Below are 15067 nucleotides of genomic sequence, written 5' to 3' on the forward strand. Positions count from 1 at the left end.
GTTCTATGTACTATTTGGACTATTATAGAAAAAAATTATTAAAAAGTGTCACAAAACTACATCATTCCCCGTCTTAGTTTATGAAAGAAAAACAGTAAAGGAAGGCAGGGATAATGGAGAGCGAGCATTAGATCGTCTGGAAGTGTATTTGAACGAAATATCTAAATGATTTTTTAGGAGGAACCACGTGTCCAACCAAGTAGAATTAGTTATCACGCGTATCCTTGATGCACCTAGTGAGCTCGTATTCCAAGTTTTTACGAAGCCTGAGCATCTGAAAAATTGGTGGGGCAATAAAGGCTTTGAGATGAATGTCGCTAAGTTAGATCATCTTCGTCCAGGAGGTCGTTTTCATTTCTGCCAGAAATCTCCTGATGGCATAGAAATGTGGGGTAAGTTTGTTTATCGTGAGGTTGACGAGCCAGAAAAGCTTGTGTTCATCAACTCTTTTTCCGATGAAGAGGGCAATACGATTTATGCTCCACATTATACCACATATCCAATAGAATTCCTTAATACTTTGACGTTTACTGAGGATGAAGGTAAAACAACCATCACCATGCGTGTGAGTCCCTTGTCTGCCACAGAGGAGGAGATCAAGGTCTTCGAGGATGGACAGGAGTTGTCTCAACAAGCATATGCTGGACTTTTTGACCAGCTAGAAGACTATTTGGCAGGTATGGTTTCGTTTTAAATCAAACAGACCAACACCATCTGTTTTTTCTATTCTACTGGAACCTTCGTTTGCAAAAAGGATGTGCCTTTGTGTGAAATTCCAGAAGATAATTCAAATGAAAACATTATGACCGGAAATCATTTTCCTAACAATAGGTATTTACGAAATAGTTTGCGCTTCGGATAGCAAAAGCATGAGAAAGATCTTTTTTTATGCCCCAATTGGAGGACATATTATGAAAAGAATTGTTATTGTTGGCAGTGGATTTGCTGGTACTTGGAGCGCACTTAGTGCTGCAAGACAATTAAATCAGTTTAATATAAGTTCAGATGAAGTAAAAATACAAGTTGTGAATCGGGATGCCTATCTTGGGATTCGTCCGCGTTTTTATGAAAAAAATCCGCAAAACTACCGGTTTCCGTTAGAAAAAGTTTTCAAGCCCACTGGAGTTGATTTTATCCAAGGAGAAGTGGAAAAAATCAATACGGAATCCCAGGTAGTAACTATAAATCGACAAGAAAAATTAACTATCCATTATGACCGCTTGATTTATACAGCAGGCAGTCAATTGATTCGTCCAAATATCCAAGGATTTCAACACTCCTTCTCTGTTGATACTTTGCAGGATGCTGTAAAACTGGATCAACATATACACCAATTACCTTCCTTATCTACCGATGAGGGAAAATATACAGTAGTAGTTGTTGGAGCAGGATTTGCTGGACTGGAAGTTGCTACTGAAATGGTATCTCGTATCCAAGAAATCGCAAAAAAAGAAAAGAAAGAATCAGAAGCAAAAGTGATTTTAATAGAAAGAGCTTCTGTTGTAGGACCAGAATTAGGGGCTAATCCTCGACCTATCATTGAACAAGCATTACAGGAATTAAATATAGAAGTTCATACAAATGAGACTGTCAGTGAAATGACTGAACAAGGTATCGTTTTACAGAATGGAAAACGAATTCCTGCTGCTACTGTTATCTGGACTGCTGGATTACAAGCTAATCCATTGGCTAAATGGTTTCCTGTAGAAAAAGATCATTTGGGACGATTGTCCGTTGATTCCTATCTAAAGGTGGAAGGAATCAACTCTGTTTTTGCTGCTGGAGATGCAGTAAAAGCTAGAACGGATGATCATCATTTTTCACTCATGTCTTGTCAACATGCAAATCCTCAAGGCAGGGTTGCTGGGCATAATGCGGTTTGCGACTTATTAGGCATAGACGAAAAAATTCCATACCGACAGGAAGGATATAAAACGGGATTAGATTTAGGTGCGTGGGGAGCACTGATAACTAGTGGATGGGACAGAGTTCCGGTTATGCAAAAAGAAGAAGCAAAAAAGGTAAAAAGAGGAGTTAACCAAGCGATCTATCCACCTAGTTCTGAAAATCGGGATGAGATTTTTGCAGCAGCAGAGCTATTATAAGTAAAGTTCATTCCGAAATGAAAATGAAATTGGGATTATGGAAAATACCAACGAAAGAAGTTTGAATGGAAAGACAATGAGATTTGAAGAGATAAAGCAAGTTGCTTAAATCTATCAACAAAACCTAGGAGATGAAAATATGTCTAATGTATTGTTCGTAAAAGTAAATGATCGCCCTGTGGAACAAGCTGTAAGTGTCCAAATGTACGCAGCATTTTTAGATGCATATAAGGAAACAAATCCATCAGATACGGTTACAGAGATTGATTTGTTCAAAGAAAATATCCCTTATTATGGAAATGATGCCATAACAGGTCTGTATAAAGTCTCTCAACAGGCACCATTAACAGAAGCCGAAGATCAAATGGTGAAGGTTATTAATAAATACATGGATCAATTTTTAGCCGCTGATAAAGTTGTCATCGCTTTTCCGACGTGGAATCTTACTGTGCCTGCTCCGCTAATGACGTATATTTCTTATCTTGCTCAAACTGGAAAAACATTTAAGTATACAGCAGAAGGCCCTGTTGGGCTTATTACCGACAAAAAGATTATGCTGCTTAACGCCCGAGGAGGTAATTATTCTTTGGAATCCACACAACTTATGGAGTTTGCTTGCAAACCAACTAAGTCGGTTTTCTCTGGATTAATGGGAGCATCGGTAGAAGAAGTAATAATTGAGGGGCATCAACATCATCCAGATCGTGCGTCAGAAATCATTCAATCAGGGTTAGAGAAAACAAAGAAAGTAGCAGCAAGTTTCTAAGGATATATATTTAATTGGGTTTGTACATTATTAAACGAAGCATTTAGAATCACCATATAAAGCTAGCAACAAAAAGAACTTCTGCAATAAGTAAAGACCTCTAAGTCTTTAAAGTTATCTTTTGGGAGCCTAATAGGCTCTTTTTTTATCATTAAGAACCTACTATCCTTTACATATGCCATATGGGAGAATTGTTGTTGCCTGAAGTATACAAAAACACCTAAAATAAAGGTAAGTAATATTGAGCGCTGGAGTTTTCTCATGAAGATCAATCTTTCCACTCGATCTGCCAAGGTGCTGGATGTGGTGTGGGAAATCTTGAAGTACATCAAGTTTCTGTGCTTCAACGTTCGTCACCCCTTTGGGTATCTGGTTTTCCCTGCTGTGGGAGCTGTTGTAGGAAACTGGTTCCCTCAACTGGCTTCTTGGGAGAAGCTTCTTATCACAGGAGGGATCGGTCTCTTCTTCATCCACCTTGGAGTTTCCGGTTCCCAGTGGTTTGGTGACAAGAGGAATCGAAAGAACTATCCCTTCGTGTACATCTTCATCTATGGCTTCTTCTTCCACCGGATCAATGAGGCCAAGAAGAAGATGGAGAAGGAGGCGTAGAGCCTCTGAGCGTTCACAGGTGGTTTCTCGAGTCCCTGTTCACGACGGGTCGATTCGAGAAACCGCCGTTCATTTATAACATAAAATTTGTCAACAAGCACTGGTAATTTTCCAGTGTTTATTTGTTGTTGTTTGAGTATACAAAAAAACTTAAAATAGAAGTAATCGGTAATATCCGTTTCGAGCGCTGGAGGCTCTCATGAAGATCAATCTTCCCACTTGGCTCACCAAGGCACTGGCTGTACTGTGGGAAATTCTGAAGTACATCGTGAATCTGTACTTTGAGTTCCTCAGTACTTTGGGGGTGTATGCAGTAGTACCAGCTTTCTACTGCGTACTCGGTCTTGCGTACTGGTTCCCGCTGTCTCCAGGGGAGAAGTTCCTTATCTTCGGAGCGGCCTGTCTCTTCTTTCAACACCTTCAGTACTCTGTTTTCCGCTGGTTCCATATGAAGAAGTTCAATCAGGTGAAGCAAAATGGAGTGGAGTATCCCTTCATGTCCATCTTCATCTTCGGTTTCCTCTACTTCCACTGGTGCAATGAGGCCAAGAAGATGATGAAGGAAGATAGGGTGAAGAGTCTCTGAGCGTTCATAGGTGGTTTCTTGAGTCCCTGTTCATCACAGGTCGATTCGAGAAACCGCTGCTCATTTATGACATAAAATTTATCAACACAAGCACTGGTAAATGGAAATTCGAGCTTTAAAATAATAATAAAGAGTAAATAATTCTTGAGATAGAAGGTTTTTTTGATTATCCTATAAGTAAGATAAATAGCCAAATCTACTCTATTAATTTGAAAAGTGAAAAGAGGTCTTCATCTATGTCAGGAGTGCGTTTAAATAACATCTACAAACGTTATGGAGATACTACCACCATTGATAATTTGGATTTGGAGATAAAAGATAAAGAGTTTCTCGTATTAGTAGGACCATCTGGATGTGGGAAAACAACGACACTGCGGATGATTGCTGGGTTAGAAGAGATTTCAGAAGGGGAACTGTACATCGGTGACCGCCTCGTAAATGATGTTCATCCAAAAGATCGGGATATTGCTATGGTTTTTCAAAGCTATGCCCTTTATCCCCATATGACTTGTTATGAGAATATGTCATTTGCTCTGAGATTGAAGAAGACCCCTAAAAAAGAGATTGATGAGAGAGTAAGAGAAGCTGCTAAAATCCTCGATATTGAGCATCTATTAGACCGCAAGCCGAAAGCGCTTTCAGGCGGTCAACGTCAACGGGTTGCGTTAGGTCGTGCGATTGTCCGCGAACCTGCGGTGTTTTTAATGGATGAACCACTGTCTAACTTAGATGCGAAATTACGTGTACAAATGCGTACCGAAATTAGTAAACTGCATCAACGTCTTCAAACTACCGTTATTTACGTTACTCATGATCAAACGGAAGCGATGACGATGGGAACACGAATTGTGGTCATGAAAGATGGAGTAATCCAGCAGGTAGATACACCGACAGAAATCTATCAACGACCTGCAAATCAATTTGTGGCAAGTTTTATCGGTTCTCCAGCAATGAACTTTGTAAAAGGGAAGCTTCGGGAAGAGGGACAAGAACTTTTCTTTGATACTGTCAATGGAAAAGTGAAGTTTCCAGAGGGCCGGTCTTCTATCCTTCGCCAAAAAGGATATATTGGCAAAGAAGTGGTTTTAGGTATTCGTCCAGAGGCATTACATGATGAACCAGTTGTGATGGATACGCTAAAAGATAGTATCTTCCAAGCGAATATTGATGTGGTAGAAAACATGGGTTCCGAAATGTTTCTCTATGTGAGCGGTTTTGGAGATGATTCATTGACCGCAAGGGTAAGTGCCCGTACTCCATTTACACCAAACAGCTCTATTCAGTTAGCAATCGATATGAATAAAACGCATATATTTGATCAGGACACAGAAGAGCGTGTCATCTAGTTTCATCCTCCTTCTAAAGAAGGGGTTTTTTGTTTGGTGATATCGGAATATATAAAATAAACTTTCTCTTATATAGGTGCTTGCATTAGAGTTCACTCTAAAGTATATAGTTACACCATAAGCAAGAACAAGAGAAAAACAACAGGAAAAACACAAAAGGAGCCGATCGAAATGACAGAAGAAACAAGATTTGAACGTGGACTAGCAAAATTAGCAGAGGTGGACGGAAAAGCAGGGAATGATGTAGTAAGTCCCTTAGGAGATTTGGGAAAATACATTGTAGAGTTTGCCTTTGGAGATATTTACAGCCGAGAAGGATTGAGTCTAAGAGAAAGGGAAATTGCCACGATCGCAATGTTGACAGTATTAGCAGGAAGAGAACCCCAGCTAAAAGTACACATTGGCGGAGGATTAAATGTAGGTCTTACTCCTGAAGAGATAGAAGAAGTTATTATCCAAACCGTGCCTTACTCCGGTTTCCCCACAGCTATTAATGCACTCCATACACTAAAACAAATGATAAAAGAAGAAAGTAATAAAAGCCATACATTAGAGTGAACTTAAAGGTGTATACTAAATATATGGAAAAGATGCTAACGATACAAAAAATGTCACAAGTAACTGGTTTGAGTACCCATACCCTAAGATATTACGAGAAGATTGGGCTTATTTCTTCTATTCGCCGCAAGGAAAATGGCTATCGTCTATATTCCGAGGCTGATATCGTATGGGTGGAGTTTCTAAATCGCTTAAGAGCGATCGGAATGCCCATACAGCAAATGCAAGAATACGCTGCACTACGTATGAAAGGTGACGAGACGATTACCCAAAGACGAAAAATGTTAGAGGATTACAACCAGCAAGTGCAGCAACAATTGTTTGAAGTGAAGCAAAACTTAAGCGCAATCCAAGATAAAATAAAGCTGTATCGAAAAATGGAAGAAGAATATGAGAGGTCAAAAGGGTTGAACAGATTAATAGAAGGAAGTTAAATATGGAAAAAAAATTAACAGGGAAAGTTGCTTTAGTAACTGGTGCTTCAAAAGGAATAGGAAAACAAATCGCGTTAGACTTAGCATCGCATGGAGCAAAGGTAGTAGTCAATTACGCCAGCAGTACAGCGGAAGCAGAGGAAGTAGTCGCTCAAATTAAATCAATAGGGTCAGATGCAATTGCTGTAAAAGCAGATATAAGCAATTTGACGGATATCAAAGATCTGTTCTACCAAACACTGTCTACTTTTGGTATGCTAGACATCCTTATCAATAATGCTGGCACAATGATAACCAAACCACTGGTACTAATGACAGAAGAAGAATTCGATAAACAGTTTTCGATTAATGTAAAAGGGACGTATTTTGCTATCCAACAAGCTGCGATGTTTATGAATGAAAATGGACGTATTATTAATTTGTCCACCTCTGTAGTAGGACAAATGTTTCCAAACTATAGTGTCTATGCAGGGACAAAAGGAGCTGTTGAACAATTCACTCGTCATTTAGCTAAGGAACTCGGCTCAAAAGGAATAACGATCAATGCGGTCGCTCCAGGTCCTGTAAATACAGAGTTATTTACAGCAGGGAAAACAGAAAACCAAATTCAAACGATAGGCAGTGGGAATGCATTTGGAAGATTAGGTGAACCAGAAGATATTTCAAATGTTGTATTGTTTTTAGCAAGCGATGAATCCGGATGGGTCACAGGGCAAACCATTCGTGTAAATGGGGGTTTCATTTAATAGAAACAAAGCTGACTGTATGATATGTCAGCTTTTGTTATTCCATGAAGATAGTAATCGAAATATAAACCAATGATAATGCCATCACGATATTAAAAGGTTTCCGGTACTTGGTCAAAAAGGTCTGAAACACAGAGCCAAATAAACTCCAACTAAATGTTGCTAAGAAGCCAAACAGAGCGATAAGAGCAGAAAACCATATCAAAGCCATATTTGTGTGATAATAAGGTAAGATGAAGGTTGTGATCAACGTTATTCCAGATAAGATGCCTTTTGGATTGATAAACTGTAACAAGATAGCGGTAAAATAAATATGATCTTGTTTTTTGTCCTTCTTCTCATCTATCCCTTTGCTTGTGATGATTTTATAGGCAAGGTATAGCATATACAAACCACCTAATATGGTCATAGCAAACTGAACATTCGGCATGATGTCTTGCAAGAAGAGATTCAAGTAACAGCAGGCTAACATAACAAAGAAATAACCTGTTCCCACTCCTAAGCAAAAGCGTACGGATTTTTTGACCCCGTATTTGTTCCCGAAAATCATGCCCATGATGTTATTAGGTCCTGGAGTAAAGCTGGTTACAAAGACATATAGCAAAAAAGAAAATACAGGCATGCCAAATCTCCCCTTGAGGTATGTTATAATGACTGATACAGACACTATAACATATATTGCGTTTTATTGTACATATCGTACGTTATAATGTTTTATTGAAGGAGTTTAAGATGGAAGAAATAAACCTTATTATTGCGAAAAACTTAAAAGTGTTGAGGGAAGACAGAAAACTCAGTTTAGAGAAAGTGGCTGAGTTAACGGGTGTAAGCAAAACAATGATCGGTCAGATCGAAAGAGGCGAATCGAGCCCTACTATCAAAACTATTTGGAAGATAGCGAGCGGACTCAAGATTTCGTTTAGTTCCTTAATAAATACTCCTCTGCCAGATACAAAAGTAATCCGAAAAAACGAATTGCAAACGCTGACCGAGTGTGATGGAAAATACCGGGTTTATTCGAACTTTCCTTTTGAAGACGGCAGGAGATTTGAAATTTATACGGTTGAAATTGAACCAGGGGCATTTGTTCAATCAGAAGCACATTCAGAAGACACGGAAGAATATATCACTGTTTTTGATGGGGAATTAACGGTAGGTATAGGTGATGAGGAATTTGTCGTTCGTTCAGGGGATTCCATTCGGTTTAAAGCAGATCGACCACATGACTATATCAATAATGGACAGGTGCAGACGAATTTAAGTATGATTTTATATTATCCTTCTTAGATTAGGATAATAGTGATGTATAAATTTTTAAATGAGAAATTCCATGTTAGAAACTTAAGTTCAGATTCATCTATCCTATCAGGTTTAGAACTAGCAAACAGCTACCGAGAGGAAATGAAACAATATTATGGAAAACGAACCAATTAAAATAAATATTGGTTCGTTTCTTTGTACAGGGAAAGAAGAAATGATATGGTTATATACTTTTTGAGAAGTAGTCATCGTAGTTGTATGCTATAATTTATCGAAATTGGCCGTTGAAATGAAGAAGAAGTGGTTTGTTTGTATTCAATAAAAGTTTATTTGCCCGGAGTAAGAACAATCGGGCCCTTTGGTGTAGAATATCATCCTTCATAAATTATTGTTGTTTGAGAGACATAAGAAAATCCTTTAAGCGCTCATCGAATGCAGCATCAAATGATGGAATTAATTCATCAATTCGTTGCTGGAATAGTTTAGGATCCTGAACACCAAGCTCCGCTCTTAATTTTTTTTCTTCTGGCGAACCATTATCATCTAATATCATGGTCAGTATTTCCGCATTAAAAAATTTGCTAGGAGGCAAAACTAGGGAAGTCATCAAGGTTTGTGTTAGATAAAATCTGCTGTTGCCATTAGCTGCTAATTCCATCGCTTTTTTTGTGAACAAATCGATGTATTTCTGGACGAATGTAATCCCTTTTAAAGGTGGACCAACATGCTCGACACCCTTCCATCGTAAATCAGCAATAGAGCTCAGCCACCAAGCCGGGTCGATGGCTTCCTGCATCTGATGTAGCACATGTCGCTCAAAATATGGCTGTGGATTGCGCTTCTGTTCTTCCAGACAATTCCCGACTGTTTCTGCTTCAATTGCAGCTACTGTCATTCCTTGTCCATAAATGGGGTCAAAATTGCAGAACGCATCTCCCAGAACAAGCAGTCCCGACGGCCAAGTTTCCATTTTCTCAAAATGCTGCCGTACAGATTCAGGTGTACGATATCCACGAGGGCCTTGCAAAGGCTCTAAATGACTTACAGTTTTAGCAATTTCTGATGCATTTAGGTATTTGAGTTCCGCTTGGAATTCATCCGGTTTAGTGGGAGGATAATGCTCACCACCTGCGCTAAACAGTAATGTTAAGGCTATATTATTTTCAATGCGCAAAAGCATACCAGTACTTATTCCTTTAGCAGGTTGTGCCTCTGATATAACCGATCTCCATTGCTCTCTTGCTTGCGGAGGAATTTTGTAGTATTGGGTACTATAGCCAAGAGATACTTTGAGCACCTCAGGATCTGGTACAGTATGACCAAGCGATGTCAACCATTTGATGACTTTTGAAGAGCGCCCAGCAGTATCAATAACCATATCTGCTGTAAGCATACCTTCCTGTTTCTTCTCATTGCGCTTTTTTGTATATATGCCAGTAATCGTTTGACGGTCTTCAGAAGATATCAAACCTGTAACTTCTGTATTTGTTAGGAAGTGAACATGTTGGATGTTTTGGACACGCCGACGGAGTACCCATTCTAACAAAGCTCTGCTGCTTGAAGCGCTCAAAAATGGAGGACGGGATACAAATGTACCGAACCGATTAACAAGCTTCGTTTCTTCGGCATACGAGGCTTGAGCACCATGGTCTAACAAATCATTCGTATAACCAGGGAAGTAACGTTCTAGAATCATGTGACCGCGTGGCAGTACACGATGAGGATGGAAAGACTGTGGAGTGCCTTGCCTATTGGCTGGTGCTGTTGGTAATTCATCACGTTCCACAATATATACCTCTTGATAGTATTCGGATAGCATTCTTGCTGTTATCAGTCCAGCAATGCCTGCCCCAATAACTACAGCTTTGTTCATATTTGACATGATTGTCATCCTTCCTTTTTGGTTCAACGATCTCAGATACGCAAGGGCAATTTACTCCTGCCTTTGGTCTATCTACTTTTTAGGTATCGAGCTGATGCCATGAATTCGAAAAATGGGTTACTTTAGCTTAGAATCAAATTGGCTATTTCTTTAGTGAATTTGCTTATTTAGAGTTATCAACTTATTAAATTGACAATGTTGTGCAGCAGGCAGTCATCGCTCGATTCCATGATCGAGCACAGGCTTCACATCGATAATAGGTGTGGCATCAAGTGCTTCTAAATCACAAACGCATATTCTTATGCTGTCGCTTGTGCTATCAATTGAAGTGACCGTCACTCGATGTAGCCCGATCGGATTCGGACGGTCAGGTGATCGAGTATTGAATACACCAGTTTCCTTTCTCGTCTTATCTTCACGTGGATGTACTGTTAGAACATCTCGGCGCGCACGATCAAGCCATGTCAGTACTATTATTTTGGCACCCACCTGAAGATCACGAAGGCCGTCAATCACGTTTGGCTCGAATACTATCCAAGCCTCGGGTGCTCCCTCATCGCCTTGCTTCGGAGCTTCTGTCCGTTCCACCAAAGGTGACTCAACCCATCCGATCGGTTGCAGAATGTATTTATTGCTATTTGATTTGTAAAAATTTTCTTTTTTATTCAATTTCATTTTCATCTCCGATTTTATACTTTAAAACTGTTTTAGACTGGATCATGCTAAATGGGTTTCTATGCAATTTAAAATACAATTCCACACATTTAGTACATTCGGTATGAAACTGAAATTTGACAGTTATTTATATGATCAACTTAGTAGAGTAGCCGATTTTTTATGGTTGATACAATTTGGATACAAAAGAACGCGGTTTCTTGTAATTTGGAACCACCAAGGGATCGTCCAACCATGTGGCGGCTGTGCCATCTAGTAAGTTGGGTGTTTTTTCTTTTCAGAGTTGCAGATGGCGTTTTCTTTCAGCTTGTCTATCATCTTCATGTTAGACGTTTCTCAACGTATAGTTCCTACACCGGATCGAAGGGTTAGCTTTCGCTTTCACCTTTGTGTTCTCCAAGATGACAGACACTCGCTTTCTTCCTGTTGCTCACACTACAATGGTACTCTTAGGACCTGCCTCTATGTCTTTTAACACACGCTGTGCCGCACGTCTTCCGCTTGCCGCCGCAGCATCTCCCAAATTTTCTCCATGGGTGGCCCACTCTCCCGCCACGTAAAGCCCTGCGATTTCAGGGACGGCTGGACCGGGAAAGCGATCTTCTCTGCCTATATGCATAAAGTCATGGGCTACAACTATATTGGGGAGGTACTGCCTAGCGACGACTTCTTTCTGCCAACCTGGTTGGATCAAGTCTAACATCTGTTCGAGGAATCGTTCGTCCGCTTTTGGATCTGTTCCGCCAGTGCCGTTACTTTTCGTAATGTTCACCACCGATGTGCCGTCTTCACTTAGTCGAGTAAATTTTGATTGATTCACAAAGTATACGGGTTGATCCAAACCCAAAACCGCAAAATGATCTGGTGCGGAAAGCCGCTTCAAATTAAGAGTCAGACTCGCCACCTTAATGACACGAGCCTGATCTTTCCAGCGTAAAACTGACTTACTTCCCGTATCTCCCAAAAACCGGGAGGTTACTGCGGGTGGGGTGGTGGAAATCACATGCGTGATGTTCATCTCTTCACCGTCGGCGAACTTTAGTTTACGAACAGACCCATCATGCTCGATTTCCTTTACGTTTTTTCCTGTCATCATGGAGACACCTGACCGAACTGCTTTTTCGTAAAGCTGATCAACCAAGGTTTGCCAGCCATCCTGAACAAAGAATCCGCTATTCTTTTTCGTCGTGCGAGCTATAGAACGTATGGCGGGGCCAGCCAATTGATGATCTGGGTCTTGCGAATACGAATTTGTCCTGAACATGGCATAAGCGATACGACGAGCCATTGGATCGTGGAGTTCTTGTTCAATCCAACTCTTAAGACTAATAGCCGGCACGGAATCGGCATTGATTGTTGTCAACGTTTTAGAAAACTTCATAAACTCCTTTTTACCTGACCAACTCAGGTTTCGAGAGATTAAAAATCTAAAAATATGGGATACTTTATTGTTCCAGAGGAACGATACGTTTAACCCTGGATATCCCCCATCCATTCTTATACCTAAATCTTGAAAAATTTCATACAATGCCCCTCCCTTGATTATGGCATGAGCGCCAAAATCGAAGATAGCCCCGTTTTTCTTGGCAGATTTTGCCCGACCGCCAAATTGGCTGGCCTTCTCCAACAGGACAACGGATTTACCTGCTTGGGCCAAGTAAATTGCTGCTACCAGACCTGCAATGCCTCCACCGATGATTGCCACATTAAACTGTTTCATCATCCATACCTTCCTTCGCTATTTTGTCTTTCATAAACTAAGACGGGGAAGGCTGTGGATTTGTGACATTCGTTTCTAACTTTTTCCTGTGAAAGGATGGCATGTGTAAGCCTTATATCAAAAATTTAAAAAAAAATGACTTGAGTATACACTCAAGTCATTTATATCACTGTTAATTGTCTAACCTAGTTCTACTCTTTCACAGCACCAGAAGTTAGCCCAGCCACGATCCAGCGTTGGAAAAATAAGACCATGATAACGAGTGGAATGGTTACAATGACAGAAGCAGCTGCGATATCTCCCCAAGGGATGATAAATTGACCTTGGAACAAAGCAATACCTACGGGGATGGTTTTGTATAGTTCGTCTGTATTGATAGTAAGGGCAAATAGAAATTCGTTCCATGCAGCGATGAAGACCAAAATGGCAGTTGTAAAAGTCCCTGGTAATACGAGAGGGACAATGATTCGATAAAACCTCTGAAAAGCTGTGGCACCGTCTACTTTTGCTGATTCTTCTAATTCCAATGGGATTTGCTTGTAATAAGTTGTTAAATTCCAGACGGCAAGCGGAAGAGCAAAAGTAGTATATGGCAGAATCAAACCAAAATAACTATTGGTTTGATCGAATTGCTGCAAGAACAAATAAACAGGTGCAATTGTTGCAATTTGAGGAAACATAGAGACGGCGAGAATCACACCGAGTAAAATATTTTTACCTCTAAAATGCAGACGGGCGATCGCATAAGCGGTAAAGGAGGCAATGATCAAGCTAAAAGCTGTTGTGATCGAAGCTACGACTGTGCTGTTCCACAAATAACGCAGAAAGGGTCGTTTTTGGTCTGTAAATACATTGATATAGCTTTGGAGACTAGGATTAGTTGTATAAAAAGAGAATGCCCGCTCACCGAATAGTTCCGTCGGCGGTTTGATGGATGTTATAAATTGCCAAAAGAATGGGAACAGAACAGCGAAGAGAAACAAGCATACAAATAAATAAAATACTATTTTCTTACGCATGACTGTCCCTCCTTAATTTGATTGATTATTACTCATGATATTGGCACCAAGAAAACGAATATAAAAAATGCTGATAATCGCGATACAAATGAAACCGATTACAGAAAGGGCAGAACCTTCACCAAAATTCATTTGGGCGAACATCGTTTTATACGTATAAATCGAAATGGTTTCTGTTGCGTTTGCAGGTCCGCCGCCTGTTAAAACATATACAAGGTCAAAAACTTTAAATGCATCCAATGTACGGAATAAAAGCGTTACCAGTATTGTTGGTTTTAATAAAGGAAGCGTGATTTTAAAGAACTGCTGGATCCGTGATGCACCATCAACATGTGCAGCTTCGTATAAAGAACCTGATATCGTTTGCAGCCCGGCAAGCAGCAGCAACGTCATAAACGGTGTTGTTTTCCAAACATCAGCGAAGATCACGGCAAACATGGACCAGAACTTGGATGTGAGCAATGTTCCCATGTCTGGTATAAGTCCGATGAAATGAAAAAATTTCGCCATAATCCCATTTTGTCCATCGAACATAAACTTCCACATTAAGGCAGAAACGACAGTTGGAATCGCCCATGGAACTAGGACAGATGCTCGAACAATACCGCGACCTTTAAATTGTCTATTGATAAGAAGCGCTATGGCTAGACCGAGCACTAACTCAATAGCAACCGAAATGATGGTAAAGACCGAAGTATTCCAAAGTGACATCCAAAAACGAGGTTGATGGATAACATCGGTATAATGACTAAAGCCTACAAAGTTAGGTTGAATGACTGTTTTTTGTAAACCATTTAACAGTCCCAGCATTCCTTGTTTATCTGTATCTTTTATAGGTAATTTTTTTACTTCCAATTGAAGCGTTTTCAATTCTTCTAGTAATGATATCGCAGATGTTTTACTTAAGGGATATGTGATTAAAGATTCAGGAACATTTCCATCATCCATTTGGATAGAATCTACTTGGTCGTATTGTTTTTCAAAATTAGGGTCATTCGTTAGACTCTCTTTTACTTTCAATACTCGCTGATCTAATTGTTTTAGTTTCGATTCACTTGCTTTGTTTTCTGGCTTTTTGAGAGAACGATCCATGAGGCTAACCAAAATAGGATATTTTTCCACAAATCCATCCATATCTAATTTATAACTATAGTAAATATCGTTTTTAGAAGGGTCATTTAGACGAACATCGTATAAGCTTAACCAAAAGGTACGAATTACTGGATATACGGCTATCACAAGAATAATCAAAACCGCAGGTAAGATAAATAAGTATGCTATGTTTTTTTCACTGAAGCCCCGCTTTTTGCTCAAATCATTCACCACCTATAGAATAGGGAGAGTCATGGAGGCGACTCTCC

16 protein-coding genes are annotated in these 15067 nt (G+C 39.8%); 10 read left to right on the top strand and 6 right to left on the bottom strand.

Features of this window, described 5'->3' with window-relative positions:
* Positions 1-187 precede the first annotated feature (187 nt).
* The 9 genes from MK805_RS06080 to MK805_RS06120 all read left to right on the top strand — a co-directional run bounded on the left by MK805_RS06080 (position 188) and on the right by MK805_RS06120 (position 7150).
* Positions 188-694, top strand: coding sequence for an SRPBCC family protein (locus MK805_RS06080; protein WP_240874702.1), 507 nt, complete (start codon positions 188-190; stop codon positions 692-694).
* Positions 695-911: 217 nt separating this feature from the next.
* Positions 912-2105 carry an NAD(P)/FAD-dependent oxidoreductase gene (locus tag MK805_RS06085; RefSeq protein WP_240874703.1) on the top strand — a complete coding sequence of 398 codons (1194 nt, stop codon included), beginning with the start codon at positions 912-914 and terminating at the stop codon, positions 2103-2105.
* A gap of 139 nt (positions 2106-2244) precedes the next feature.
* Positions 2245-2871 carry an FMN-dependent NADH-azoreductase gene (locus MK805_RS06090; RefSeq protein WP_240874704.1) on the top strand — a complete coding sequence of 209 codons (627 nt, stop codon included), beginning with the start codon at positions 2245-2247 and terminating at the stop codon, positions 2869-2871.
* A gap of 261 nt (positions 2872-3132) precedes the next feature.
* Entirely contained in the window at positions 3133-3480 is a 348-nt protein-coding gene (locus MK805_RS06095; RefSeq protein WP_240874705.1) for a hypothetical protein, read from the top strand.
* A gap of 199 nt (positions 3481-3679) precedes the next feature.
* On the top strand, positions 3680-4066 hold the full coding sequence (locus tag MK805_RS06100) for a hypothetical protein (protein WP_240874706.1): 387 nt from the start codon (positions 3680-3682) through the stop codon (positions 4064-4066).
* 236 nt (positions 4067-4302) lie between these two features.
* Positions 4303-5412 (top strand): ABC transporter ATP-binding protein, encoded by a 1110-nt coding sequence (locus tag MK805_RS06105; RefSeq protein ID WP_240874707.1) that lies wholly within the window; start codon positions 4303-4305, stop codon positions 5410-5412.
* A 171-nt stretch (positions 5413-5583) separates the two neighbouring features.
* Entirely contained in the window at positions 5584-5970 is a 387-nt protein-coding gene (locus MK805_RS06110) for a carboxymuconolactone decarboxylase family protein (protein WP_240874708.1), read from the top strand.
* A gap of 32 nt (positions 5971-6002) precedes the next feature.
* Positions 6003-6404 (top strand): MerR family transcriptional regulator, encoded by a 402-nt coding sequence (locus MK805_RS06115; protein ID WP_240874709.1) that lies wholly within the window; start codon positions 6003-6005, stop codon positions 6402-6404.
* A gap of 2 nt (positions 6405-6406) precedes the next feature.
* Positions 6407-7150, top strand: a complete 744-nt coding sequence (locus MK805_RS06120; protein ID WP_240874710.1) for an SDR family oxidoreductase — start codon at positions 6407-6409, stop codon at positions 7148-7150.
* 37 nt (positions 7151-7187) lie between these two features.
* Here MK805_RS06120 and MK805_RS06125 read toward each other — a convergent pair whose 3' ends face one another.
* A complete protein-coding gene (locus MK805_RS06125; RefSeq protein WP_240874711.1) occupies positions 7188-7772 on the bottom strand; it encodes a LysE family transporter in 585 nt (194 codons plus the stop codon).
* A 110-nt stretch (positions 7773-7882) separates the two neighbouring features.
* Between MK805_RS06125 and MK805_RS06130 the strand changes: the two genes are divergently transcribed.
* Entirely contained in the window at positions 7883-8437 is a 555-nt protein-coding gene (locus MK805_RS06130; protein WP_240874712.1) for a helix-turn-helix domain-containing protein, read from the top strand.
* 358 nt (positions 8438-8795) lie between these two features.
* On the opposite strand, the gene MK805_RS06135 is transcribed toward MK805_RS06130, so the two are convergent.
* From MK805_RS06135 to MK805_RS06155, 5 genes are all read right to left on the bottom strand, one after another.
* Positions 8796-10292, bottom strand: coding sequence for an FAD-dependent oxidoreductase (locus MK805_RS06135; protein WP_240874713.1), 1497 nt, complete (start codon positions 10290-10292; stop codon positions 8796-8798).
* A 213-nt stretch (positions 10293-10505) separates the two neighbouring features.
* Entirely contained in the window at positions 10506-10967 is a 462-nt protein-coding gene (tsaA, locus tag MK805_RS06140) for a tRNA (N6-threonylcarbamoyladenosine(37)-N6)-methyltransferase TrmO (protein ID WP_240874714.1), read from the bottom strand.
* A gap of 430 nt (positions 10968-11397) precedes the next feature.
* Positions 11398-12690 (bottom strand): phytoene desaturase family protein, encoded by a 1293-nt coding sequence (locus MK805_RS06145; protein WP_240874715.1) that lies wholly within the window; start codon positions 12688-12690, stop codon positions 11398-11400.
* Positions 12691-12878: 188 nt separating this feature from the next.
* Positions 12879-13706, bottom strand: a complete 828-nt coding sequence (locus MK805_RS06150; RefSeq protein ID WP_240874716.1) for a carbohydrate ABC transporter permease — start codon at positions 13704-13706, stop codon at positions 12879-12881.
* 12 nt (positions 13707-13718) lie between these two features.
* Complete coding sequence (locus tag MK805_RS06155; protein WP_240875144.1) at positions 13719-15029, bottom strand: carbohydrate ABC transporter permease; 1311 nt, start codon at positions 15027-15029, stop codon at positions 13719-13721.
* Positions 15030-15067 lie beyond the last annotated feature (38 nt).

It is taken from the genome of Shimazuella soli, from assembly GCF_022511585.1.
Classification (GTDB): Bacteria; Bacillota; Bacilli; order Thermoactinomycetales; family Thermoactinomycetaceae; genus Shimazuella; species Shimazuella soli.

Bases quoted from the DNA above. Each gene is read 5' to 3' on its own strand.
- MK805_RS06100 (WP_240874706.1), top strand. From the start codon at position 3,680: ATGAAGATCAATCTTCCCACTTGGCTCACCAAGGCACTGGCTGTACTG.
- MK805_RS06115 (WP_240874709.1), top strand. From the start codon at position 6,003: ATGCTAACGATACAAAAAATGTCACAAGTAACTGGTTTGAGTACCCAT.
- MK805_RS06105 (WP_240874707.1), top strand. From the start codon at position 4,303: ATGTCAGGAGTGCGTTTAAATAACATCTACAAACGTTATGGAGATACT.
- MK805_RS06145 (WP_240874715.1), bottom strand. From the start codon at position 12,690: ATGATGAAACAGTTTAATGTGGCAATCATCGGTGGAGGCATTGCAGGT.
- MK805_RS06150 (WP_240874716.1), bottom strand. From the start codon at position 13,706: ATGCGTAAGAAAATAGTATTTTATTTATTTGTATGCTTGTTTCTCTTC.
- MK805_RS06135 (WP_240874713.1), bottom strand. From the start codon at position 10,292: ATGTCAAATATGAACAAAGCTGTAGTTATTGGGGCAGGCATTGCTGGA.
- MK805_RS06120 (WP_240874710.1), top strand. From the start codon at position 6,407: ATGGAAAAAAAATTAACAGGGAAAGTTGCTTTAGTAACTGGTGCTTCA.
- MK805_RS06110 (WP_240874708.1), top strand. From the start codon at position 5,584: ATGACAGAAGAAACAAGATTTGAACGTGGACTAGCAAAATTAGCAGAG.
- MK805_RS06085 (WP_240874703.1), top strand. From the start codon at position 912: ATGAAAAGAATTGTTATTGTTGGCAGTGGATTTGCTGGTACTTGGAGC.
- MK805_RS06095 (WP_240874705.1), top strand. From the start codon at position 3,133: ATGAAGATCAATCTTTCCACTCGATCTGCCAAGGTGCTGGATGTGGTG.
- MK805_RS06090 (WP_240874704.1), top strand. From the start codon at position 2,245: ATGTCTAATGTATTGTTCGTAAAAGTAAATGATCGCCCTGTGGAACAA.
- MK805_RS06125 (WP_240874711.1), bottom strand. From the start codon at position 7,772: ATGCCTGTATTTTCTTTTTTGCTATATGTCTTTGTAACCAGCTTTACT.
- MK805_RS06130 (WP_240874712.1), top strand. From the start codon at position 7,883: ATGGAAGAAATAAACCTTATTATTGCGAAAAACTTAAAAGTGTTGAGG.
- tsaA (WP_240874714.1), bottom strand. From the start codon at position 10,967: ATGAAATTGAATAAAAAAGAAAATTTTTACAAATCAAATAGCAATAAA.